This is a genomic window from Pseudomonas sp. FYR_2, assembly GCF_043106425.1.
Lineage (GTDB): Bacteria > Pseudomonadota > Gammaproteobacteria > Pseudomonadales > Pseudomonadaceae > Aquipseudomonas > Aquipseudomonas monteilii.
The window spans coordinates 194,744-215,267 of the sequence record NZ_JBICMM010000015.1; the positions used below are offsets into that span (position 1 = coordinate 194,744).

Annotated in this window: 16 protein-coding genes and 2 pseudogenes; 8 read left to right on the top strand and 10 right to left on the bottom strand. The window is 61.9% G+C overall.

What is annotated here, in order from left to right; genetic code table 11:
• Window positions 1-4: 4 nt before the first annotated feature.
• The 6 genes from pcaD to pcaR all read right to left on the bottom strand — a co-directional run bounded on the left by pcaD (window position 5) and on the right by pcaR (window position 7,626).
• The gene (gene pcaD / locus ACF8R4_RS05725) at window positions 5-796 is read right to left on the bottom strand and encodes a 3-oxoadipate enol-lactonase (protein ID WP_016713638.1); all 792 of its coding nucleotides are present in this window, start codon (window positions 794-796) and stop codon (window positions 5-7) included.
• Window positions 797-807: 11 nt separating this feature from the next.
• Window positions 808-2,160, bottom strand: a complete 1,353-nt coding sequence (locus ACF8R4_RS05730; protein ID WP_104833357.1) for a 3-carboxy-cis,cis-muconate cycloisomerase — start codon at window positions 2,158-2,160, stop codon at window positions 808-810.
• A 9-nt stretch (window positions 2,161-2,169) separates the two neighbouring features.
• Window positions 2,170-3,459 (bottom strand): MFS family transporter, encoded by a 1,290-nt coding sequence (locus tag ACF8R4_RS05735; protein ID WP_025753926.1) that lies wholly within the window; start codon window positions 3,457-3,459, stop codon window positions 2,170-2,172.
• A 201-nt stretch (window positions 3,460-3,660) separates the two neighbouring features.
• A complete protein-coding gene (gene pcaF, locus ACF8R4_RS05740; RefSeq protein ID WP_016713635.1) occupies window positions 3,661-4,863 on the bottom strand; it encodes a 3-oxoadipyl-CoA thiolase in 1,203 nt (400 codons plus the stop codon).
• Window positions 4,864-5,082: 219 nt separating this feature from the next.
• On the bottom strand, window positions 5,083-6,429 hold the full coding sequence (locus tag ACF8R4_RS05745; protein ID WP_392491864.1) for an MFS transporter: 1,347 nt from the start codon (window positions 6,427-6,429) through the stop codon (window positions 5,083-5,085).
• Window positions 6,430-6,750: 321 nt separating this feature from the next.
• Window positions 6,751-7,626 carry a pca regulon transcriptional regulator PcaR gene (gene pcaR / locus ACF8R4_RS05750; RefSeq protein WP_016713633.1) on the bottom strand — a complete coding sequence of 292 codons (876 nt, stop codon included), beginning with the start codon at window positions 7,624-7,626 and terminating at the stop codon, window positions 6,751-6,753.
• A 477-nt stretch (window positions 7,627-8,103) separates the two neighbouring features.
• Here pcaR and ACF8R4_RS05755 point away from each other — a divergent pair, with 477 nt between their 5' ends.
• Entirely contained in the window at window positions 8,104-8,304 is a 201-nt protein-coding gene (locus ACF8R4_RS05755) for a hypothetical protein (RefSeq protein WP_003259583.1), read from the top strand.
• A 323-nt stretch (window positions 8,305-8,627) separates the two neighbouring features.
• Window positions 8,628-10,100 carry an inorganic phosphate transporter gene (locus ACF8R4_RS05760; protein ID WP_060497972.1) on the top strand — a complete coding sequence of 491 codons (1,473 nt, stop codon included), beginning with the start codon at window positions 8,628-8,630 and terminating at the stop codon, window positions 10,098-10,100.
• Between the two features lie 109 nt (window positions 10,101-10,209).
• On the opposite strand, the gene ACF8R4_RS05765 is transcribed toward ACF8R4_RS05760, so the two are convergent.
• Both ACF8R4_RS05765 and ACF8R4_RS05770 read right to left on the bottom strand, forming a co-directional pair.
• Complete coding sequence (locus ACF8R4_RS05765) at window positions 10,210-10,545, bottom strand: DUF2834 domain-containing protein (protein WP_060497973.1); 336 nt, start codon at window positions 10,543-10,545, stop codon at window positions 10,210-10,212.
• Window positions 10,546-10,660: 115 nt separating this feature from the next.
• Window positions 10,661-12,136 (bottom strand): helicase HerA-like domain-containing protein, encoded by a 1,476-nt coding sequence (locus ACF8R4_RS05770; RefSeq protein ID WP_164524162.1) that lies wholly within the window; start codon window positions 12,134-12,136, stop codon window positions 10,661-10,663.
• Between the two features lie 225 nt (window positions 12,137-12,361).
• Here ACF8R4_RS05770 and ACF8R4_RS05775 point away from each other — a divergent pair.
• From ACF8R4_RS05775 to ACF8R4_RS05795, 5 genes and pseudogenes are all read left to right on the top strand, one after another.
• Window positions 12,362-13,321: pseudogene (locus tag ACF8R4_RS05775) on the top strand (cache domain-containing protein); the annotation flags it as partial.
• Between the two features lie 261 nt (window positions 13,322-13,582).
• Window positions 13,583-14,179 (top strand): annotated as a pseudogene (locus tag ACF8R4_RS05780) (methyl-accepting chemotaxis protein); the annotation flags it as partial.
• 222 nt (window positions 14,180-14,401) lie between these two features.
• Entirely contained in the window at window positions 14,402-15,523 is a 1,122-nt protein-coding gene (locus tag ACF8R4_RS05785; RefSeq protein WP_060497976.1) for a glycosyltransferase family 1 protein, read from the top strand.
• On the top strand, window positions 15,516-16,280 hold the full coding sequence (locus ACF8R4_RS05790; RefSeq protein ID WP_060497977.1) for a DUF2334 domain-containing protein: 765 nt from the start codon (window positions 15,516-15,518) through the stop codon (window positions 16,278-16,280). The genes ACF8R4_RS05785 and ACF8R4_RS05790 overlap by 8 nt, the downstream gene beginning before the upstream one ends.
• Window positions 16,277-17,269 carry a lysylphosphatidylglycerol synthase transmembrane domain-containing protein gene (locus tag ACF8R4_RS05795; RefSeq protein WP_060497978.1) on the top strand — a complete coding sequence of 331 codons (993 nt, stop codon included), beginning with the start codon at window positions 16,277-16,279 and terminating at the stop codon, window positions 17,267-17,269. The genes ACF8R4_RS05790 and ACF8R4_RS05795 overlap by 4 nt, the downstream gene beginning before the upstream one ends.
• Window positions 17,270-17,474: 205 nt before the next feature.
• Here the strand turns inward: ACF8R4_RS05795 and purU are convergent, their stop codons facing one another.
• A complete protein-coding gene (purU, locus tag ACF8R4_RS05800) occupies window positions 17,475-18,326 on the bottom strand; it encodes a formyltetrahydrofolate deformylase (protein ID WP_016713625.1) in 852 nt (283 codons plus the stop codon).
• A 285-nt stretch (window positions 18,327-18,611) separates the two neighbouring features.
• Here purU and mvaT point away from each other — a divergent pair, with 285 nt between their 5' ends.
• On the top strand, window positions 18,612-18,989 hold the full coding sequence (gene mvaT / locus ACF8R4_RS05805; RefSeq protein WP_060497979.1) for a histone-like nucleoid-structuring protein MvaT: 378 nt from the start codon (window positions 18,612-18,614) through the stop codon (window positions 18,987-18,989).
• Between the two features lie 73 nt (window positions 18,990-19,062).
• On the opposite strand, the gene sbcB is transcribed toward mvaT, so the two are convergent.
• A complete protein-coding gene (sbcB, locus tag ACF8R4_RS05810; protein WP_392491869.1) occupies window positions 19,063-20,496 on the bottom strand; it encodes an exodeoxyribonuclease I in 1,434 nt (477 codons plus the stop codon).
• Window positions 20,497-20,524: the final 28 nt, after the last annotated feature.

Consider the following 20,524-nt stretch of genomic DNA (forward strand, 5'->3'; position numbering starts at 1 on the left):
GTCCTCAGTGAGCCAGCAGGAAGTCGAGCACGCGGCGGCTGAAGGCCTCACCGATTTCGACGTTCGACAGGTGTGCGGCGGGGAAGTCGACGTACTCGGCACCGTTGATACCGGCCTGCATGAAGCGGCCATGCTCAGGGGTGGTCACCACGTCTTCGGTACCGGCAACGATCAGCGCCGGCACCTGGATGCGGCCCAGTTGCTCACGGTAATCGGCATCACGCACCGCTGCACAGTTGCCGGCATAGCCTTGCGGGCTGGTTTGCGCCAGCATCTGGCAGATGCGCTGGGCCTGCGCGGGCTGGGCCTGGGCGAAGCCTGGGGTGAACCAACGGGCGATGGACGCATCGCGCAGGTCGACCATGGCCTGCTGGCCGCCTTTGAGCACGGTGTCGATACGGGTGTTCCACACCTCGTCGTTGGCAATCTTGGCGGCAGTGTTGCACAGGGTCAGGCTGTGCAGGCGATCACCGGCGTTGATGCCCAGCCACTGGCCGATCAAGCCGCCCATCGACAGGCCGACGAAGTGCGCTTTCTGAATGTCCAGACCATCGAGCAGGGCCAGCACGTCCCGCCCCAGTTGCTCGATGCTGTAGGGGCCTTCAGTGACCAGCGAGGCACCGTGGCCACGGGTGTCGTAGCGCAGCACCCGGAAGTGCTGGCTCCACAGTGGAATCTGGGTGTCCCACATGCCCAGGTCAGTGCCCAGCGAGTTGGACAGGACGAGTACCGGGGCGTTTTCCGGGCCATCGATCTGGTAGTTCAAAACGCCATCGGCCAGTTGCAAGTGCGCCACAGCGGTCTCCTTCAGGCAGTGAAATGTTGATGTTCGGTCACGGCGCGCGCCACCCAGACGCGCGCCTGGCCCAGGTAATGGGCAGGGTCGAGCAGGCGATCAAGTTCTTCGGCAGACAGCTCGGCACTGACCTGCGGTTCGTCACCCAGCACGGCACGCAAGTGACGCTGTTCGGCCACGGCGCGCTGGCAGCATTGCTCCAGCAGGTGGTGGGCACGGTCGCGGCCCAGACGCTGGGCCAGCACGATGCTCACCGCTTCGGCCAGCACCAGGCCTTGGGTAAGATCGAGGTTACGGCGCATGCGCGCTGCATCCACCTCCATGCCCTCGGCAATGACCTGGGCCTGGCGCAGCGCGCCGGAAACCAGGCAGCAGATATCCGGCAGGGTTTCCCACTCGGCATGCCACAGGCCCAGGCTGCGCTCGTGTTCCTGGGGCATGGCGGCGAACAGCGTCGACACCAGGCCCGGCACACGGGTGGCGGCGCCGATCAGCACGGCAGCGCCCACCGGGTTGCGCTTGTGCGGCATGGTGGACGAACCGCCCTTGCCTGGCGCGGAAGGCTCGAACACCTCCCCCGCCTCGGTCTGCATCAGCAAGCTGACATCGCGGCCGAACTTGCCCAGGCTCCCGGCCACCAGGCCCAGCACCGAGGCAAACTCCACCAGGCGGTCGCGCTGGGTGTGCCAGGGTTGCTCCGGCAGCGTCAGCTTCAACTGTTCCGCCAGGGCCTCGGCCACCGGCATCGCCTTGCTGCTCAAGGCCGCCAGGCTGCCCGAAGCACCGCCGAACTGCAGCACCAGCAGGCGCGGGCGCAGTTCCTGCAGGCGCTGGCGGTGGCGGGTCAAGGCGCCCAATACGCCAGCCAGTTTCATGCCCAGGGTCACCGGGGTGGCATGCTGCAACCAAGTGCGGCCTACCAGTGGGGTATCAGCATGCTTCAAGGCTTGCTGCGACAGGGTATCGGCCAGCTTGCCAAGGTCGGCTTCGATCAGGTCGAGGGCATTGCGCAGCTGCAAGATCAGCCCGGTGTCCATCGCATCCTGGCTGGTCGCGCCCAGGTGCACATAGCGCTCGGCCTCGGGCACGCCGCTGGCAATCACCCTGCCCAACGCCTTCACCAGCGGGATTGCCGAGTTCCCCGCGGTGGCGATGGCATTGGCCAGCGCGCCAACGTCATAGCGCTCGGCCTGGCAAGCGGCCTCGATGGCGGCCACGGCGCTATGCGGCACCAGACCGGCAGCGGCTTCGGCACGGGCCAGCGCAGCTTCGAAATCGAGCATGCCCTGCAAGCGGCCATGGTCGGAGAAGATCTCACGCATGGCCGGCGCGGTGAAATAGGCGTCGAACAGTTGGTTGGTCATGCCACGTCCTTAATCATCGTGGTGCAGGTACGCCGCCTGCTTCGGCAGGCGCAGGCTGAACAGGAAGGCAATCGCCATCATGGCCGTCACGTACCAGTAGAAAGTGTTTTCCATACCCAGGGTCTTCAGGCCCAGGGCGACGTACTCGGCAGAGCCGCCGAATGCCGCGTTGGCCACTGCATAGGCCAGGCCCACACCCAGCGCACGCACCTGCGGCGGGAACATCTCGGCCTTCACCAAGCCGCTGATCGAGGTGTAGAAACTGACGATACACAACGCCAGGCTGATCAGTACAAAGGCCATGAACGGGCTGGTCACCGTTTTCAGCGCCATCAGCAGCGGCACGGTGCACAGGGTACCGAGCGCCCCGAACAGCAGCATCGAATTACGCCGGCCGATGCGATCGGACAGCATGCCGAAGAACGGCTGCAGCACCATGAACAGGAACAACGCACCGGTCATCACGTAGCTGGCGTTTTTTGCCGTCATGCCGGCCGTGTTCACCAGGTATTTCTGCATGTAAGTGGTGAAGGTGTAGAAGATCAGTGAACCACCCGCGGTATAGCCAAGCACGGTCACAAAGGCCGCGGCGTGATTGCGGAACAGGCCCTTGATGGTGCCGGCGTCCTTGTCCTGACGGGTTTCGGCGCTGCTGGTTTCGTGCAGCGAGCGGCGCAGCATCAGCGAGATCAGCGCCGCAATGGCGCCAACCACGAACGGAATACGCCAGCCCCAGGCACGCAGCTCGTCTTCTGTGAGCAACTGTTGCAAGATCACCACCACCAGCACCGCCAGCAACTGGCCGCCGATCAGGGTGACGTACTGGAACGAAGCAAAAAAGCCGCGCTGACCGCGCAACGCCACTTCACTCATGTAGGTGGCAGTGGTGCCGTATTCGCCGCCCACCGACAGCCCCTGGATCAGGCGGGCCAGCAACAACAGCGCTGGCGCCCAGGTACCGATGCTGGCGTAAGTGGGCAGGCAGGCGATCATCAGGGAGCCGAAGCACATCATCAGCACCGAGATCATCAGGGAATTCTTGCGACCATGGCGGTCAGCGAGGCGGCCGAAGATCCAGCCACCGATGGGGCGCATCAAAAAGCCTGCGGCGAAAACACCTGCCGTGTTCAACAGCTGCACGGTAGGGTCGTCAGAAGGGAAGAAGGCCGGGGCAAAGTAGATCGCGCAGAACGCGTAGACGTAGAAGTCGAACCATTCCACCAGGTTGCCTGATGAGGCACCGACAATAGCGAAGATGCGCTTGCTGCGTTCTTCGCCGGTGTAATAGGTTGAGGTCATGACGGTTTTACTCCTAGAGGGTCCCAGGTAAGTCTAGACATACCTGGTAACACACTCGTTCCGCTCTCTGGCTGGCAATTGGCCTTGTGTCTAACAAGACCGGCCTCTTCGCGGGCAAGCCCGCTCCCACGGGTTTTCGTTGTGCAGTGGGCAACAATCATCCTGTGGGAGCGGGCTTGCCCGCGAAGAGGCCGGTACAGGTCAAACCCGCTCGATAGCCAAAGCCAGACCCTGGCCAACCCCTACACACATGGTTGCCAGGCCCTTGCGCCCACCACTCTTCTCCAGCTGGTGCAGTGCCGTCAGCACCAGGCGCGCACCGCTCATGCCCAGCGGGTGGCCCAGGGCGATTGCACCGCCATTAGGGTTCACCTGCGGCGCGTCATCGGCCACACCCAGCTCACGCAGCACCGCCAGGCCTTGGCTGGCAAAGGCTTCGTTCAGTTCGATCACATCGAAATCATTGACTGCCACACCCAGGCGTTCGGTCAGCTTGCGTACCGCCGGCACCGGGCCTATGCCCATTACCCGTGGGGCGACACCGCCACTGGCCATGCCCAGAACGCGGGCGCGTGGGGTCAGGCCGTGCTTCTTCACCGCTTCAGCCGACGCCAGGATCAGCGCCGCAGCACCATCGTTCACGCCCGAGGCATTGCCAGCGGTCACTGTCTTGTCCGGGCCGTTGACCGGCTTGAGCTTGGTCAGGGCTTCCAGTGTGGTGTCCGGGCGCAGGTGTTCGTCACGCTCGACGATGGTTTCGCCTTTCTTGTGCGCAATGCGCACCGGCACGATTTCTTCGGCGAAGAAACCGGCGGCCTGGGCGGCTGCCGCTTTCTGCTGGCTGCGCAGGGCGAACGCATCCTGGTCAGCACGCGAAACCTGATAATCGTCGGCCACGTTGTCGGCGGTTTCCGGCATGGAGTCCACGCCATACTGGCTCTTCATCAGCGGGTTGATGAAACGCCAGCCGATGGTGGTGTCTTCCAGCTTCATGTTGCGCGAATAGCCGCTTTCGGCCTTGCCCATGACGAACGGGGCACGCGACATCGACTCGACGCCACCGGCAATCGCCAGCTCCATTTCGCCGCTGGCGATGGCGCGGAAGGCAGTGCCGATGGCATCCATGCCCGACGCGCACAGGCGGTTCAGGGTAACACCCGGGATGCTATCGGGCAGGCCGGCCAGCAGCAGCGCCATGCGCGCCACGTTACGGTTGTCTTCACCGGCCTGGTTGGCGCAGCCGAAGAACACTTCGTCAACTTGATCCCACTGTACGCTCGGGTTGCGTTCGATCAGCGCCTTCAGCGGCACGGCAGCCAGGTCGTCGGCACGCACGCCGGCCAGGGCGCCGCCGAAGCGGCCGATCGGGGTGCGGATGGCGTCACAGATAAATACGTCGCGCATTAAGCTTCTCCTGCGGTACGGGCTTCGAGGTCACGCAGGGCGGACGGCTCGACTTCAGTGGTTCGGGGGTGGTCTGCTGGAGGCTACTGGTCAGGGTGCTTCAGTGAGCTCAGATTAAGGAGACTGACAGGTTGCTTACAATCCGATAATCGACTATTTGTGCGATTAGCGAACCATTTGTTGCAAGCCTACCGATCCCCTTCTTGCCCTTTACCGGCCTCAGGTCGCGTCTGCGTGGCTCACCAGCCCTTTCACGATCACGCCCACGGTCGCCAGCGCCGCCGGCACCAGCAATGCCGTCAGCACCTGCTCGAAGTTCCAGCCCAGGCCCAGCAGCGTTGCGCCACTCCAGGCCCCGAGAATCGCGCCAAAGCGGCCAATGCCCAGCATCCACGATACACCCGTGGCCCGGCCTTGGGTCGGGTAGAAGCGTGCCGCCAGCGAAGGCATTGCCGACTGCGCGCCGTTCACGCACATACCCGCAATCAGTACCAGCGTGGCCAACACGGTAATGTTGCCCAGGCTCTGCCCCACGGCGTAAGCAAACACCCCGGCCAGCAGGTAGAAAATACCGATGACCTTGTGCGGGTTGAAACGGTCCATGGCCCAACCCACGCCGACCGCACTGAGCACACCACCAAACTGGAACAGCGCACCGATGAACGCGGCCTGCTCCATACTCGCACCGCTGTCTCGCATCAGGGTTGGCAGCCAGCTGGTCAGCAGGTAGACGATGACCAGGCCCATGAAGTACGTCAGCCACAGCAGCAGGGTGCCCAGGCCATAAGTGCCGGAGAAGATCACCGCAAACACGTTGCGTGCGGCCACGGCCTTTTGTTCCGGTACGGGGAAGCTGCCGGCCTCGGCCACCACCTGTGGCGCGATGGGCGACAGGGTCTTGCGCACCTTGTCGGTGCCTCGGTTGCGTACCACCAGGAACCGCGCCGACTCCGGCAGCCAGACCATCAACACCAACGCCAGTAGCAGCGGCAGGACCCCACCGATAACCAGTAGGCTGTGCCAGCCGTAGGCCGGGATCATCTTGGCAGAAATGAAGCCACCACCCGCCATGCCCAGGTTGAAACCACAGAACATGCTGGTGACCAGCAACGACTTGAGGCGCTCAGGGGTGTATTCGGACAGCAGCGTGGTCGCGTTGGGCATACCGGCACCAAGGCCCAGGCCCGTCAGAAAGCGCAGTACCAGCAACTGGTCGACGTTGGTGGCATAGGCCGAAGCCAGGCTGAAACCGCCGAACACCAGCACCGCGCCCACCAGAACACCTTTACGGCCGAAACGGTCAGCCAGCGGCCCGGAACCCAGGGCGCCGAACACCATGCCGATCAATGCGGCACTCATGACCGGGCCAAGACTGGCACGGTCGATCCCCCACTCCTGCGACAGGGCCGGGGCGATGAAGCCCATGGCGGCAGTGTCCAGGCCATCGAGGAAGACGATCAGGAAGCACAACAGCACAACCCGCCACTGATAGCGGGACAGCGGCTGCTGATTGATGAACGACTGAACGTCGAGGCTTTTGCCGACGTTGTTTTGCGCTTGGTTCATTGTTGTTATCCAGAATGTAGGGCACAGCCAGACCACTGCACACGGGCAACCGGCACAGAGGGCGATGAGTGGGGAATATGGCCTGCGTCAGCCTGGATACAACGGTACTGCGCGCGGGTGCGGCCGCGGCAGCGAGGGGACAGTATTCATGTTATGTGCCTCTTATGTTTTTCTTGTTCGGTAGGCAGGGCCGACCGTTGCGAGAAACATTAATCAGCGGGCGCAGGTGAAGCAATTCACCCGTAACGACACTGTGCGTTTATCGCACAGGAAACGGTTTTGCCTGTTCTATTTTGGGGCCGCCTTGCGGCCCCGCCAATTTCAACCAAACAACTGATGGCAAAGGTCGCGGCTGGCAGCGAGCAAAATCGGCAAGAAGCGCTGCTCCAACTCACTGCGCGTTACCCGCCCTACGTGGGTACTCACGTTCAACGCCGCCAACACCTGCCCCGAAGCGTCATACACTGGCACCGCAATCGATCGCAGCCCCTGCTCCAGCTCCTGGTCCACCACGCACCATCCCTGGGCGCGCACCTGCTGGATGCAGGCGAACAACGATTCAGGGTCATGCAGGGTACGGCTGGTGCGCGCTTTCAGGTCGGCACGCTCCAGGTACTCGCGCAGGCTGGTGTCGTCCAGGGCCGCCAGCAGAATGCGCCCCATCGACGTGCAGTAGGCCGGCAGGCGCCCTCCCACCGACAGGTCGACCGAAATCAGCCGCTCCACCGTGGCCGAACGGGCTATATAAAGGATGTCGTCACCTTCGAGCGTGGCCATGTTGGCCGCCTCGTGCAACTGGTCGCTGATGCGGTCCAGGTATGGCTGGGCAGAAATCGCCAGCGGTGTCGACGACAGGTAGGCATGCCCCAGGGTCAGCACTTTGGGCAGCAGCGAATAGGTACGCCCGTCGGTGGTGGCGTAACCCAGCTTGATCAACGTATGCAGGCAACGGCGCACCGCTGCACGAGGGATTTCCGTACGGTGGCTGATCTGGGCGATGGTCAGGTGGCGCTTGCGCTCCTGGAACGCCTGGATCACGGCCAGGCCACGTGCCAGGGAGGTCATGAAGTCCGGGTCGCCGGTAAAGGCCTGGATGCGCTTGGCAGGAGAAGCCACGATCGGGGGCGCCATGGCAGCCGAAGCAGGCCGTGCTACCTCCGGATTGCCCGAATCGTTGCCCAGGGTTTCGTCACTCATCGCACACCTCAAAAAAAACGCCGGTTCGTGCGATTATCGAACAAACGGCCGATAATCGCAATTGACCGCCGACACTTTTGCTTATACCTTTCTCATGCCACTTGTGGCTTCTTTGGAGAGACTGGTCAGGTACCCACCGTAGAAGTCCCCAGGCAACGGCCTCGCCTTCTGGCGAGGCCGTTTTTCATTCGGGCCTCATCCCGGCATTGCAGCGAACTTTTATCCGCCTTGTCTTTCAAACTTGTACGAAAGGTCCAAACTGTTTCCAGGCACATCCCACTACTTACGTCAGATGATGCCAAGACCGGGTAAATAACGATGTTCGGCGAATTACCGGTTGCTATAATCGATTGCGCAGGCCCCGACACCAGCGTGGTCAAGGAACCTTCCGTTGTATCCAGCCGTTGCGGCCCGCATGGCCTGTGCATGCTGCACAGTGCATAACAACAGTCATTACTCTTAATTCAGGTACTGCATGTGACGAAAGATGAACTGCGCGCAGAACTCGAGCGCCAGGCTGAACGTTACAAGGATGTTTACGGCGGCGAAGTCACCACTTATGCCGCACAACCGGATCCGGAACGCAAACCTTGGCGCAAACGTGCCAGTGTGCGGGACCAGGCTTTCAGCCAGGAACTGGAACGCATGGAAAAGGAACTGCGCAGCGACACCCCCTGACCCCAGGACTACGCCAGCGCGTCGTCGCCCGGCCAGCCCGGGCGCGGTCAAAATTGATTCGATCTTTACCGCCTGACCGATGATGAAATGGAATTACACAAATTTCATACGATCGTTTGAATGGTGGCAAACCAGCATTTTCTTGGCTTTTATGCCTGATTTCGCCAAACTTTACGCTTTTTAGCCGATATTTCCCTGCCTGAAGACCCCACCTTGCACGGCGCACCCACGCCATGAAGATAGCCATCGGTCTGTAGCAGGTGCATCGATTGCCAAGGTTTTCTGGCATAATCCCGCCCCCCTATGACCGCCAGACAACCTTCATGATCGATTTATTCAGCGGACTGGATGCCTGGGTGTTGGTGAGCCTGCTGCTCGCCTTGACCTTCGTACTCGCCTTCGAGTTCATCAATGGCTTTCATGACACCGCCAACGCGGTAGCTACCGTCATCTATACCAAAGCCATGCCGCCGCACCTCGCCGTGTTCTTCTCCGGCGTGTTCAACTTCCTTGGCGTTCTGCTCGGCGGTGTTGGGGTGGCCTATGCCATCGTGCACCTGCTGCCGGTAGAGCTGCTGATCAACGTGAACACCGGACACGGCCTGGCCATGGTCTTCTCGCTGCTGGCTGCGGCCATCACCTGGAACCTGGGCACCTGGTACTTTGGCATCCCCGCTTCCAGCTCGCACACGCTGATCGGCTCCATTCTCGGCGTCGGCCTGGCCAACGCCCTGATCAACGACATTCCGCTGGGTGACGGCGTCAACTGGCAGAAGGCGATCGACATCGCCATGTCGCTGGTGGTCTCGCCAATGGCCGGCTTCGCCGTTGCCGCCCTGGTGCTGATCGGCCTGAAGTGGTGGCGCCCGCTGTCGAAGATGCACAAAACCCCCGACCAGCGCCGCAAGCTCGACGACAAGAAACACCCGCCGTTCTGGAACCGCATGGTGCTGGTGGTTTCCGCCATGGGCGTCAGCTTCGTGCACGGCTCGAACGACGGCCAGAAAGGCATCGGCCTGATCATGCTGGTGCTCATCGGTATCGTCCCGGCCAAGTTCGTCCTCGACCTGAACAGCACCACCTACCAGATCGAGCGTACCCGCGACGCCACGCTGCACATGAGCCAGTTCTATCAGCGCAACGCCGCCACCCTGGGCGAGTTCCTGGCGCTGGGCAAAGCCAAGTCCAGCGACCTGCCGGAGCAGTTCAGCTGCAACCCGCAGCAGACCGAGCCGACCATTGCCGCGCTGCAGGCCTCGCTGCAAGGCGTGACCGACTACCACAGCCTGAGTGCCGACAAGCGTGTCGAAGTGCGTCGCTACCTGCTGTGCCTGGATGACACGGCGAAGAAGGTTGGCAAGCTGCCAGGCCTGGAGGCCCGTGAAAAGGCCGACCTGGAAAAACTGCGCAAAGACCTCACTGCCACTACCGAATACGCCCCGTTCTGGGTAATCGTGGCCGTCGCCCTGGCCCTGGGCCTGGGCACCATGGTTGGCTGGAAACGCGTGGTACTGACCGTCGGCGAGAAGATCGGCAAGCAGGGCATGACCTATGCACAGGGTATGTCGGCACAGATCACCGCAGCCTGCGCCATCGGCATGGCCAACGTGTTCGCCCTGCCGGTATCGACCACCCACGTGCTGTCGTCCGGCGTGGCCGGCACCATGGTCGCCAACAAAAGCGGCCTGCAAGGCGGCACCGTGAAGACCATCCTGTTGGCCTGGGTCCTCACCCTGCCGGCCTCAATGGGCCTGGCGGCCGGCCTGTTCTGGCTGGCATCGAAAGCCATTGGCTGAGTGATGACGCTCTGAACGAAGGCGCCCATGGGCGCCTTTTTTTTCATTCCACAATGCGGCCTGGTCCGTCGCACGCTCTCCAGCAACCGCAGTGCAGGGTGATGAAGGGTTAATCCAGAACAGCTGCGTCAAGCCCGGTAGCCGCAAGATGACGCTCCCGGAAGAAAAGAAAAAGTGGCAACGCCAAGGAAGGACCAACAGCAAGGCTACACAGCGGCACCCACAGTCGGCGCATTCCCAGCCGACGACCTTCTACTATCACGAATACAACAACCACTATTCCTGAAATGAGTACATCAGCCCAAGCGAATGCAGCGATATTGTCGGAAGTTGCCTGTTGCACCAGTAGCGGTATGCTGAGGCCGTGAACAGCGAGCCACGGAATAAATTGCGAAAGTGGCAAAGCCGCGCCCGCAAAACACAGAATAATGTAGATGACCTGCATATTGACTCCTGTCGATCCAAACCTTATGTAGAACACGCCGACCGCTGGCCGTATCGGGTGCTTTCCGTATGAAAGAGCGCAAGCCTTTGCCGACTTCTTCGTGGGTACAGGCCAACTACCTTTTCTTACCCCCCAGCAACGACCCCATCAACCCGCGCACCAGTTGCCGCCCCAGCTGATTGGCCGCCTGCCGCACCGCCGATTTGATCGCCTGCCCCGCCGCACTCTGCAAGAAGTCCGCCGCCTTGTCGGCAAAGCTCTCCTCATCCGCCTTTGGCTGCGGCGCCGGTTCCACGGCCTCGCCCTTGCGCTGGGTCAGCATTTCATAAGCCGACTCACGGTCCACCGGCTTGTCATAGCGCCCCGCCAGCGGCGAAGCGGCAATCAGCGCACTGCGCTCAGCCGCAGACAATGGTCCGATGCGCGACTGCGGCGGTGCAACCAGCACCCGCTGCACCATGGCCGGCGTGCCCTTCTCTTCCAGCGTACCCACCAGCGCCTCGCCAATCCCCAGCTCGGTCAACACTGCCAGGGTGTCGAACGCCGGGTTGGGGCGAAAGCCATCGGCCACCGCTCGCAACGACTTCTGCTCCTTGGCGGTAAAGGCCCGCAAGCCATGCTGAATACGCAAACCCAGCTGGGCCAACACCGCATCCGGCAGGTCGCCGGGCGACTGGGTAACGAAGTACACCCCCACACCCTTGGATCGAATGAGCCGCACCACCTGCTCCAGCCGGTCCTGCAACGCCTTGGGCGTGCCGCTGAACAGCAAGTGCGCTTCATCGAAGAACAATGCCAGCACCGGTTTGTCGGCATCCCCACGTTCGGGCAACTGCTCGAACAACTCCGCCAGCAGCCACAGCAGAAAGGTGGCGTAAACCTTGGGCGCTTCGTGCACCAACCGGCTGGCATCGAGCAGGTGGATGCGCCCACGGCCATCCGGGTCCGGCCGTAGCAGGTCTTCAAGCTGCAATGCCGGCTCACCGAACAGTGCCTCGGCGCCCTGCTGCTCCAGGGTCGCCAGCCGCCGCAACAACGCCTGGGTTGAGGCAGTCGTCATCAGGGCGCTGTCTTCGCCCAGCAGTTGCGGGTTGTCCTTGAGGTGCGCGAGCAGCGCCTTGAGGTCTTTCAGGTCCAGCAGCAACAGGCCCTCGCGGTCGGCAACCTTGAAGGCGGCGTACAGCGCGGCTTGCTGGCTGTCGGTCAGCTCCAGCAGGTTGCCCAGCAGCAGCGGCCCCATCTCACTGAGCGTGGTGCGCAAGGGGTGGCCGGACTGCCCCGCTATATCCCACAAGCTCACGGGATAGGCCCGAGGCGTATGCCCCAGCCAGGGCATGCCGGCGATGCGCTCGGCCACCTTGCCCTGTGGCGCACCGGCAGTCCCCAGGCCACAGAGGTCACCTTTGACGTCGGCCGCGAACACGGCCACCCCTGCGTCACTGAACACTTCCGCCAGGTGCTGCAGAGTGACGGTCTTGCCCGTGCCCGTTGCACCTGCCACCAGACCGTGACGGTTGGCCAGCCGCATCGCTTGCCCGACTGGCTGGCCATCCGGGCCAGCGCCTACAACAATGGTCGAAGATTCCGACATCTCATTAATCCTCTGCTCAAGCTTTACCTTAATTCGGCCGATACCTTCGGGTGATATTCGCCTTAATAGAGAGGAACAACCGAAAAGGGAGATTTCGGGATGTTGCACTGCCTTGCGCTCCTCTGGAGCGGACGCCTGATATAACACCTTAGCGGAACCGATTACGCCATGAACAAAAGCCTTCGTTTCAGCCACAAGATTCTTTTGGCCGCATCACTGATCGTGATGCTCGCCTTCAGCCTTTTCACCCTCTACAACGATTACCTCCAGCGTAATGCGATCCGCGAGGACCTGGAAAACTATCTGGCTGAAATGGGCGCCTCCACGTCGACCAACATTCGTAACCTTTTCGAAGGCCGTATCAAACTGGTAGAGAACCTGGCGCAGAACATTGCCCAGGACCCGACCAAGGCCGAAACACTGATGGGCCAGAATGCCCTGATTTCCAGCTTTCTTACCGTTTACCTGGGCAAAACCGACGGCGGCTTCAGCGTACGCCCGGACGCCAAGATGCCCGATGGCTACGACCCGCGCACCCGCCCCTGGTACAAGGACGGCATGAATGCGGCAGGCGCGACCCTGACCGAGCCGTACATCGACATGACCACCAACAAGATGGTCATTGGCATCCTCAGCAAGGTGTCCAGCAGTGTCGGCGTGGTGGGTGGCGACCTGGCCCTGGACGGCCTGGTGCAGATCATCAACTCGCTGAACTTCGGCGGCATGGGCTACGCCTTCCTGGTCAACGATCAAGGCAAGGTCCTGGTGCACCCGGACAAAGACCTGGTGATGAAGTCGCTGTCGGACCTGTTCCCGCAGCACACGCCGAAACTGACCGGCGAACTGACCGAAGTGCAGAGCGATGGTCAGGCCCGCCTGCTGACCTTCACCCCGATTACCGGCCTGCCGTCGGCCAACTGGTACATCGGCCTGTCGGTGGACAAGGACAAGGCTTTCTCGATGCTCAGCACTTTCCGCACCTCGGCGGTGATCGCCACGGTGGTAGCGGTGGTGATCATCATCGGCCTGCTGGGCCTGCTGATCCGCGTGTTGATGCAGCCGCTGCACACCATGACGCGCGCCATGGAAGACATTGCCGAAGGTGAAGGCGACCTGACCAAACGCTTGCGCATTCACAACCACGACGAGTTCGGCATCCTCGGTAACGCCTTCAACCGGTTCGTCGAGCGCATTCACAGCAGCATCCGCGAAGTGTCCTCGGCCACCGAGCAGGTCAACGAAGTGGCCCTGCGTGTGATCAGTGCTTCGAATTCGTCGATGACCAACTCCGACGAGCAGTCCAACCGTACCAACAGCGTGGCAGCCGCCATCAACGAACTGGGTGCCGCCGCCCAGGAAATTGCCGGCAACGCTGCCCAGGCTTCACAGCATGCAAGCTCCGCGCGCCTGTTGGCCGAGGAAGGCCAGCAAGTGGTCGAGCGCAACATTGCCGCGATGAACCGCCTGTCCGACCTGATCGTCACGTCCAGCGAGCATATCGAAACGCTGAACAGCAAGACCGTGAATATTGGCCAGATCCTCGAAGTGATTACCAGCATTTCCCAGCAGACCAACCTGCTGGCGCTGAACGCCGCTATCGAGGCGGCCCGCGCCGGTGAAGCCGGGCGTGGCTTTGCCGTGGTCGCCGATGAAGTACGCAACCTGGCGCACCGCACCCAGGAATCGGCGCAACAAGTGCAGACCATGATCGAAGAGCTGCAGGTCGGCGCCCGTGAGTCGGTCGAGACCATGGACCAGAGCCAGCGTCACAGCCAGGACAGTGTGCAGATCGCCAACCAGGCCGGTGAGCGGCTGGACAGCGTGACGGTGCGCATTGGCGAGATCGACGGCATGAACCAGTCCGTGGCCACGGCTACCGAAGAGCAGACCGCCGTGGTCGAGGCCATCAACATGGACATCAACGAGATCAACATGCTCAACCAGGAAGGCGTGGAGAACCTCCAGGCCACCCTGCGCGCCTGTTCCGACCTGGAGCAGCAGGCTGGTCGCCTTAAACATCTGGTGGGCAGCTTCCGCATCTAAGCACGTACCGCGTCGCCTGCTTCGCGGGCAAGCCCCCACAGAGACAGCGCAGGCCTTGATACTTGCGCGGCCTCCTGTGTAGGGGTTTACCCGCGAAGAAGCCAACGCCGCTCCCCGCCCAACCCCGATCGAACAAACTATCCTTCTGAAAGGTCAACCTTTAGGCGTGTCATCGCCGGCCCGTTACCGCCGGATGACAGACCCGAAGACGATCCCGGAGGGATGCTGATCGTGCACATCGCCGACATCACCATGTTCTACGCCCCAGCCAGCGGTGGCGTACGTACCTATCTTGATGCCAAACACCACCGCCTCGACGCCATCCACGGCGTACGCCATAGCCTGTTGATTCCCGGGGCCAGCGCCCGGCATGCTGATGGCATCTTTCAGGTACCCGCCCCACCCCTGCCGTTTGGCAAGGGCTACCGGTTTCCGGTACGCCTGGCCCCTTGGTGCAAGACACTGCGCACGCTCAAACCCGACCTGATCGAAGTCGGCGACCCCTACCTGACCGCCTGGGCGGCACTGGAGGCAAGGCGCCAACTGGATGTGCCGGTGATCGGCTTCTACCATTCCGACCTGCCGTTGCTGGTCAGCAACCGCATGGGCAACTGGTTCACGCCCAATGTCGAGGCCTACGTGAGCAAGCTGTACGGCAATTTCGACCGGGTGCTGGCGCCCAGCCAGGTCATGGCCGACAAACTGCGCCGCCTGGGCATACGCGACGTGCATGTGCAACGCCTGGGCGTGGACCTGGCCACGTTCAACCCCGACCAGCGCGACCCGCACTTGCGTGCGCAGCTGGGCATTGCCGACACCAGCCGCCTGTTGATTTACGCCGGCCGCGGTTCGCGGGAAAAGAACCTGCCGGTGCTGCTCGACTGCATGCAGCAGCTCGGCGCCCCCTACCACCTGGTGTTGGTAGGTTCGAGCATGCCCGCCAACGTGCCACACAATGTCAGCGTCATCGACCACTTCTGCCCGGCTGCAGAGGTGGCCCGGCTGATGGCGAGCGCCGACCTGCTGGTGCACGCGGGCGACCAGGAAACGTTCGGCCTGGTCCTTCTCGAAGCCATGGCCAGCGCTACGCCGGTGGTGGCCGTGCGCGCGGGTGCCTTTGGTGAAATCATCAATGATCAGTGCGGCCTCCTGTGCCGCGCCAACGATGGCCGCGCCATGGCAACCGCTGTGCGCGAAGCGTTCGAGGCTGGCGTAGGCAAGCTGGGGGCGCAGGCCCGTCGGCATGTAGAACAGCATTACTCGTGGGATAACGTGGTCGCGGGCCTGCTCCAGCACTACCAGGCCGTGCTCGGCTATCAGCCACAGGTGCGTGCCCATGCCTGAGCCCGCCTCCAGCCACCGCAGCCTCATGCTGGTACTGCATGATGTAGCCCCGGAAACCTGGCCGGACTACGAGCCGTTCGTAGAGGCCGTCGATGCGCTGGGCAATGTGCCCATGACATGGCTAGTGGTTCCGGACTTCCATCGGCGCAATCCGCTGCACCTGGCACCCTCGTTCTGCCGTCTGTTGGACAAACGCCTGGCCAACGGGGACGAACTGGCGCTGCACGGCTACGCCCATGCTGACGAAGGGCCGCCACCGCGCCGCCCCATCGACTACTTCATGCGGCGCATTTATACCCATGAGGGCGAGTTCTACAGCCTCGATGAAGCCGAAGCACTTACCCGCCTGCAGGAGGGCCTGGCACTGTTCGAGGGCCAAGGTTGGCCTGTGGCAGGGTTTGTCGCACCGGCCTGGCTCATGAGCCAGGGCACTCGGCAAGCGTTGCGTCGCCTGCCGCTGAAGTACACCAGCACACCGCAGCATCTGTACCGTTTGCCTGACTTCATCCCCATCGATGCACCAGGCCTTGTCTGGAGCGCCCGCAGTGCATGGCGTCGCACGTTGTCCCGCGTGCTGTGCGACTGGCAATGCCGTCGTTGGAAAGGCGCGACCACATTACGCCTGGGGCTGCACCCGGTAGACATGCGCCATCGCTCGTCCCGCGACTATTGGCTGCGAACACTGGAACAACTGCTGAAGGATGGCCGCGAACCGCTGACCAAATCGGCCTGGCTGGAGCGCCAGGTGGCAGCATGAACCGCTGGGCCTTGCTGACGCTGGCATTGTTGGGCGCAGCGCTGGTGCCAGCGCTGTTGGGAGGTAGCCAGCTGCTTCCCAGACTAAGCCGGTTCGACCCGCAACTGCTGCTCATATTGTTTGGCATGATTCTGTCGTGCTGGGTCATCAACACGCTGCGCTTGCGCTTGTTGCTGGGTGAGCAGGCAAAACAGCTAAGCCACGCACGCAGCCTCGGCGTGGTCATGGCCACGGAGTTTGCCATCTGCACGACACCCGGTGGCAGTGGCGGGCCATTGACCCTGATGGCCCTGCTGGCGCGTCACCGCATCGGCCCGGCACGCAGCGGCGCCGTGTTCGCCATGGACCAGCTGAACGATCTGGCGTTCTTCTTCTGCGCAATGCTCGCGATAGCCGGCTACGCCTTGTTCCACAGCCTGGGCCGCAGCCAGGAAAGCATGCTGCTGGGCAGCGCACTGCTGCTCTGCACGGCACTGGCCGGGGTGATCGGGCTGTTGCGCTACCGGCGCATGGTAATGCGCATGAACGGCAGGCTGCTGCAGCACTTGGGCGTAGGCCGGCTGCGCCAGCGCCGCTGGGCGCGCAAACTGCTGCACTTCATCGATGCACTGGCGCAGACCTGGCGCCTGCCCAAACGCACCCTGAGCCTGGTATTCACCCTGACCTGCGCCCACTGGGGCCTGCGCTACAGCGTGCTGTACCTGGTATTGAGAGGGTTGGGTGTGGACCTGGCGTGGATACCCAGCTTTCTGGTGCAGATGCTATCGCTCAGTGCCGGCCAGTTCAGCCTGTTGCCTGGAGGGGCAGGGGCCGCCGAGTTGACGTCGGCCAGCCTGCTGACGCCCTTGGTGGGCAGTTCGACCGCAGCGGCGGCGGTCCTGATATGGCGGGCAGTTACTTACTACTTTTATCTGCTGGCGGGTGGGCCGGTGTTCGTGTGCCTGCTGGCGCGTCCGTTGCTGGAGCGCTGGCGGCGTCAGGCGGGTTGAGCTGCTGCCAGAGTTCGGCGGCGCCAGGGAAGTCGGTGCCGTCAGTGTCATCCAGGGCTTCGGGGTCGTAGCGGGCCAGGCAGCCTTCGCCGAGGGTGGGCGGGGGTGAAGCAGTGGGGGTGTTACGTTGCTTGGCCATGGAAGTTCCTTTCAAGATTCCCGGGGGCGCTTTGCGCCCCAGAGTCTCAGAGCCAACCGGCCAGTATCAGTCAAACACCACGGTCTTGTTGCCATGCACCAGCACCCGGTCTTCCAGGTGATAACGCAGGCCACGGGCCAGCACCATCTTTTCTACATCGCGGCCAAAGCGGACCATGTCTTCGATGCTGTCGGCATGGCTGACGCGTACCACGTCCTGCTCGATGATCGGGCCGGCGTCCAGCTCTTCGGTAACGTAGTGGCAGGTCGCACCGATCAGCTTCACGCCACGCAGAGCGGCCTGATGGTAAGGCTTGGCACCAACGAACGACGGCAGGAAGCTGTGGTGAATGTTGATCACCTTCTCGGCATAGTCCTGGCACAGTTGCGGCGGCAGGATTTGCATATAGCGGGCCAGCACTACCACGTCAGCAGCATGCTCATTGACCAGGCGCGACACTTCGGCAAAGGCCGGGGCCTTGTCCTTGGGATCGACCGGTACATGGAAGAACGGAATACCGTGCCACTCGACCATGCTGCGCAGGTCGTTGTGGTTGGAGATCACGCAGGGGATCTCGCAGTCCAGCTCGTCTGTATGCCAGCGATGCAGCAGGTCGGCCAGGCAGTGCGACTCGCGGCTGGCCATCAGCACCACGCGCTTTTTCTGCGCCGAGTCGGTAATGCGCCAGGTCATGGAGAACTCTTCGGCAATGGGCGCAAACGCCTCGCGGAAGGCTTCGATACCGAACGGCAGCGATTCGGCGCGGATTTCATGGCGCATGAAGAACCAGCCGCTGTGCTCATCAGAGTGGTGGCTGGCCTCGTTGATCCAGCCATTGTACAAGGCCAGGAAATTACTGACTTTCGCCACGATGCCTACGCGGTCGGGGCAGGCGATCACCAGACGATAGGTGCGCATGAATGAGACTCCAGAACTTCGCAAAGGCGCCTATTCTAGCGGCCCGACAGAAAAAACGCAGTATTGATCGCAGCCGCGTGGATCAATGCTGGCCAGCAAACGCAGCAGCGCGCCTTGTCTGACAGACATGACGAAATAGCGGGCCTTTATGTAAATTTTTGTTCACCTGGAGAAATGTTGTCACAGCTTAATTAACAGTTAACTGCCCAATAGCATGTTTACTTGCGACTATCGCCTGTCTATTATTGCCCCACACATTTCTGAACACGCATTAAGGAACACTCCATGTCCCTGATCAACGAGTACCGCGCCACCGAAGAAGCCATCAAGGAACTTCAGGCCCGCCTGGCCAACCTGTCGCAGGATGACAAGCTGAAGAAAGAACTGGAGTTCGAAGGCAAACTGCGCACGCTGATGGGCGAGTACTCCAAGTCGCTGCGCGACGTGATTGCCCTGCTCGACCCAGAGTCGAAACTGAGCAAGGCACCTCGTGGTGCGGTCAAGGCTGTTGCCACCAAGCGTGCACGCAAGGTCAAGCAATACAAAAACCCGCACAACGGTGAAGTGATCGAAACCAAAGGCGGCAACCACAAAACCCTGAAAGAGTGGAAAGCCACTTGGGGTGGCGATGTGGTTGAAAGCTGGGCGACCCTGCTGGACTGATTGTCCATCTACGCCTTTTGCTTATCGCAACAAAAACGCCGGCACATCGCCGGCGTTTTTGTTTGTCTGGTGATCAGCCAACTGCAAATTGTGCCTGCAATTGCCGGGCATGCATTTGCCAAGCCTCCAGCACACGCCGGCCCGCTTCGTCAGCGCCCTCCCAGGCTTGCTGGCGTGCTTGCTCAAAGTCACCCAGCGTATTCGGTGCCCCCCATCGCGGGTCGCTCAGGCGCTGCTGGCAGAAGCCATGCCAGCGCTGGCGTTCTTCGCTATTCAAGGTATCGGGGAAGTTGCGCGCCCGATAGCGGAACAACAGTTCCGGTAAGCGCGGGTCATCGAACATCCACTGCCCATGGCTCAACTGCGCCGGTTCCAGCGCACGAACTTGTTCGCATAAGCGTCGGTCACGGTCACCAATAAAACCCTCGTACAATTGCTGTTCCGGGTCCTCGCTCGGGGCAAACTCATCCTTGCCATAGATGTGCTCCAGCTTGTCTTGCCATTGCGCCTGTTGATTGGCCAACGCTTCACCGCGCAATTGTAACAACGTCAAGTCCAGGCCCAATCGCTGTTGATCGACCGGGCGCAATACCGACAACGGCGCCAGTACCGGGCAGCGATTGATCTGCACCAGTTTGAGCGGTACCGGTAATTCACCCTCGGCCAATTCATCATGCCGGGTGTACAAACGCTGGCGCAAAACTTCAGCACTTTCCCGTAGTAACGGTAGGGTTTCCTGATGCAGGTCGCACACAATCAGTGCATTGCGATTACGCGGGTGCCAGGCCAGTGGCAATACGACACCCAGGTAATTACGCGCCGCCGAAAAGCGCCCGGATATATGCACCAGCGGCTGTAACAAACGGATTTGCTCCATCACTTTATGCTTACTGCGTAACTGGAACAGCCATTCATACAATTTGGGCTGCTTCTGCCGAATCAGGCGGGCCAGGGCAATGGTTGCCCGTACGTCGGAAAGCGCTTCGTGGGCATGCCCGTGATCAATGCCATTGGCCTTGCTCAGCAGCTCCAGGCGCAGGCTGGTGCGGCCGTCCTGCTGCGGCCATTCAATACCGTCCGGGCGCAGGGCATAGGCAGTACGCACGATATCGATCAGGTCCCAGCGGCTGTTGCCGCCCTGCCACTCACGGGCATAAGGGTCGAAAAAGTTGCGGTACAGACTGTAGCGGGTCACTTCATCGTCAAAGCGCAGGGTGTTGTAGCCGGCACCACAGGTGCCCGGTTGAGCCAGCTGTGCATGCACCCGGGTCATGAACTCGGCTTCGCACAGCCCCTGCTCGGCCAGCAGCTGTGGCGTGATGCCGGTCACCAGGCAAGCGGCCGGATGCGGCAGGATATCGTCGGAGGGCCGGCAATAAAGGCTGATCGGCTCGTCAATCTCGTTGAGGTCAAAGTCTGTGCGCACACCGGCCACCTGCAGTGGGCGGTCGCAGCGCGGGTTGATGCCGGTGGTTTCGTAGTCGTGCCAGAAAATGCTGGAGGTCACGGGGTCGTCCTGTATCGAGGTCGACCCG

Coding starts and splice junctions, on each gene's coding strand:
- ACF8R4_RS05770 (WP_164524162.1), bottom strand. CDS start 12,136: ATGTCGGAATCTTCGACCATTGTTGTAGGCGCTGGCCCGGATGGCCAG.
- purU (WP_016713625.1), bottom strand. CDS start 18,326: ATGCGCACCTATCGTCTGGTGATCGCCTGCCCCGACCGCGTAGGCATC.
- pcaR (WP_016713633.1), bottom strand. CDS start 7,626: ATGAGTGACGAAACCCTGGGCAACGATTCGGGCAATCCGGAGGTAGCA.
- ACF8R4_RS05735 (WP_025753926.1), bottom strand. CDS start 3,459: ATGACCTCAACCTATTACACCGGCGAAGAACGCAGCAAGCGCATCTTC.
- ACF8R4_RS05730 (WP_104833357.1), bottom strand. CDS start 2,160: ATGACCAACCAACTGTTCGACGCCTATTTCACCGCGCCGGCCATGCGT.
- ACF8R4_RS05760 (WP_060497972.1), top strand. CDS start 8,628: ATGATCGATTTATTCAGCGGACTGGATGCCTGGGTGTTGGTGAGCCTG.
- mvaT (WP_060497979.1), top strand. CDS start 18,612: ATGTCCCTGATCAACGAGTACCGCGCCACCGAAGAAGCCATCAAGGAA.
- ACF8R4_RS05795 (WP_060497978.1), top strand. CDS start 16,277: ATGAACCGCTGGGCCTTGCTGACGCTGGCATTGTTGGGCGCAGCGCTG.
- ACF8R4_RS05765 (WP_060497973.1), bottom strand. CDS start 10,545: ATGCAGGTCATCTACATTATTCTGTGTTTTGCGGGCGCGGCTTTGCCA.
- pcaF (WP_016713635.1), bottom strand. CDS start 4,863: ATGCGCGACGTATTTATCTGTGACGCCATCCGCACCCCGATCGGCCGC.
- ACF8R4_RS05790 (WP_060497977.1), top strand. CDS start 15,516: ATGCCTGAGCCCGCCTCCAGCCACCGCAGCCTCATGCTGGTACTGCAT.
- ACF8R4_RS05745 (WP_392491864.1), bottom strand. CDS start 6,429: ATGAACCAAGCGCAAAACAACGTCGGCAAAAGCCTCGACGTTCAGTCG.
- ACF8R4_RS05785 (WP_060497976.1), top strand. CDS start 14,402: ATGCTGATCGTGCACATCGCCGACATCACCATGTTCTACGCCCCAGCC.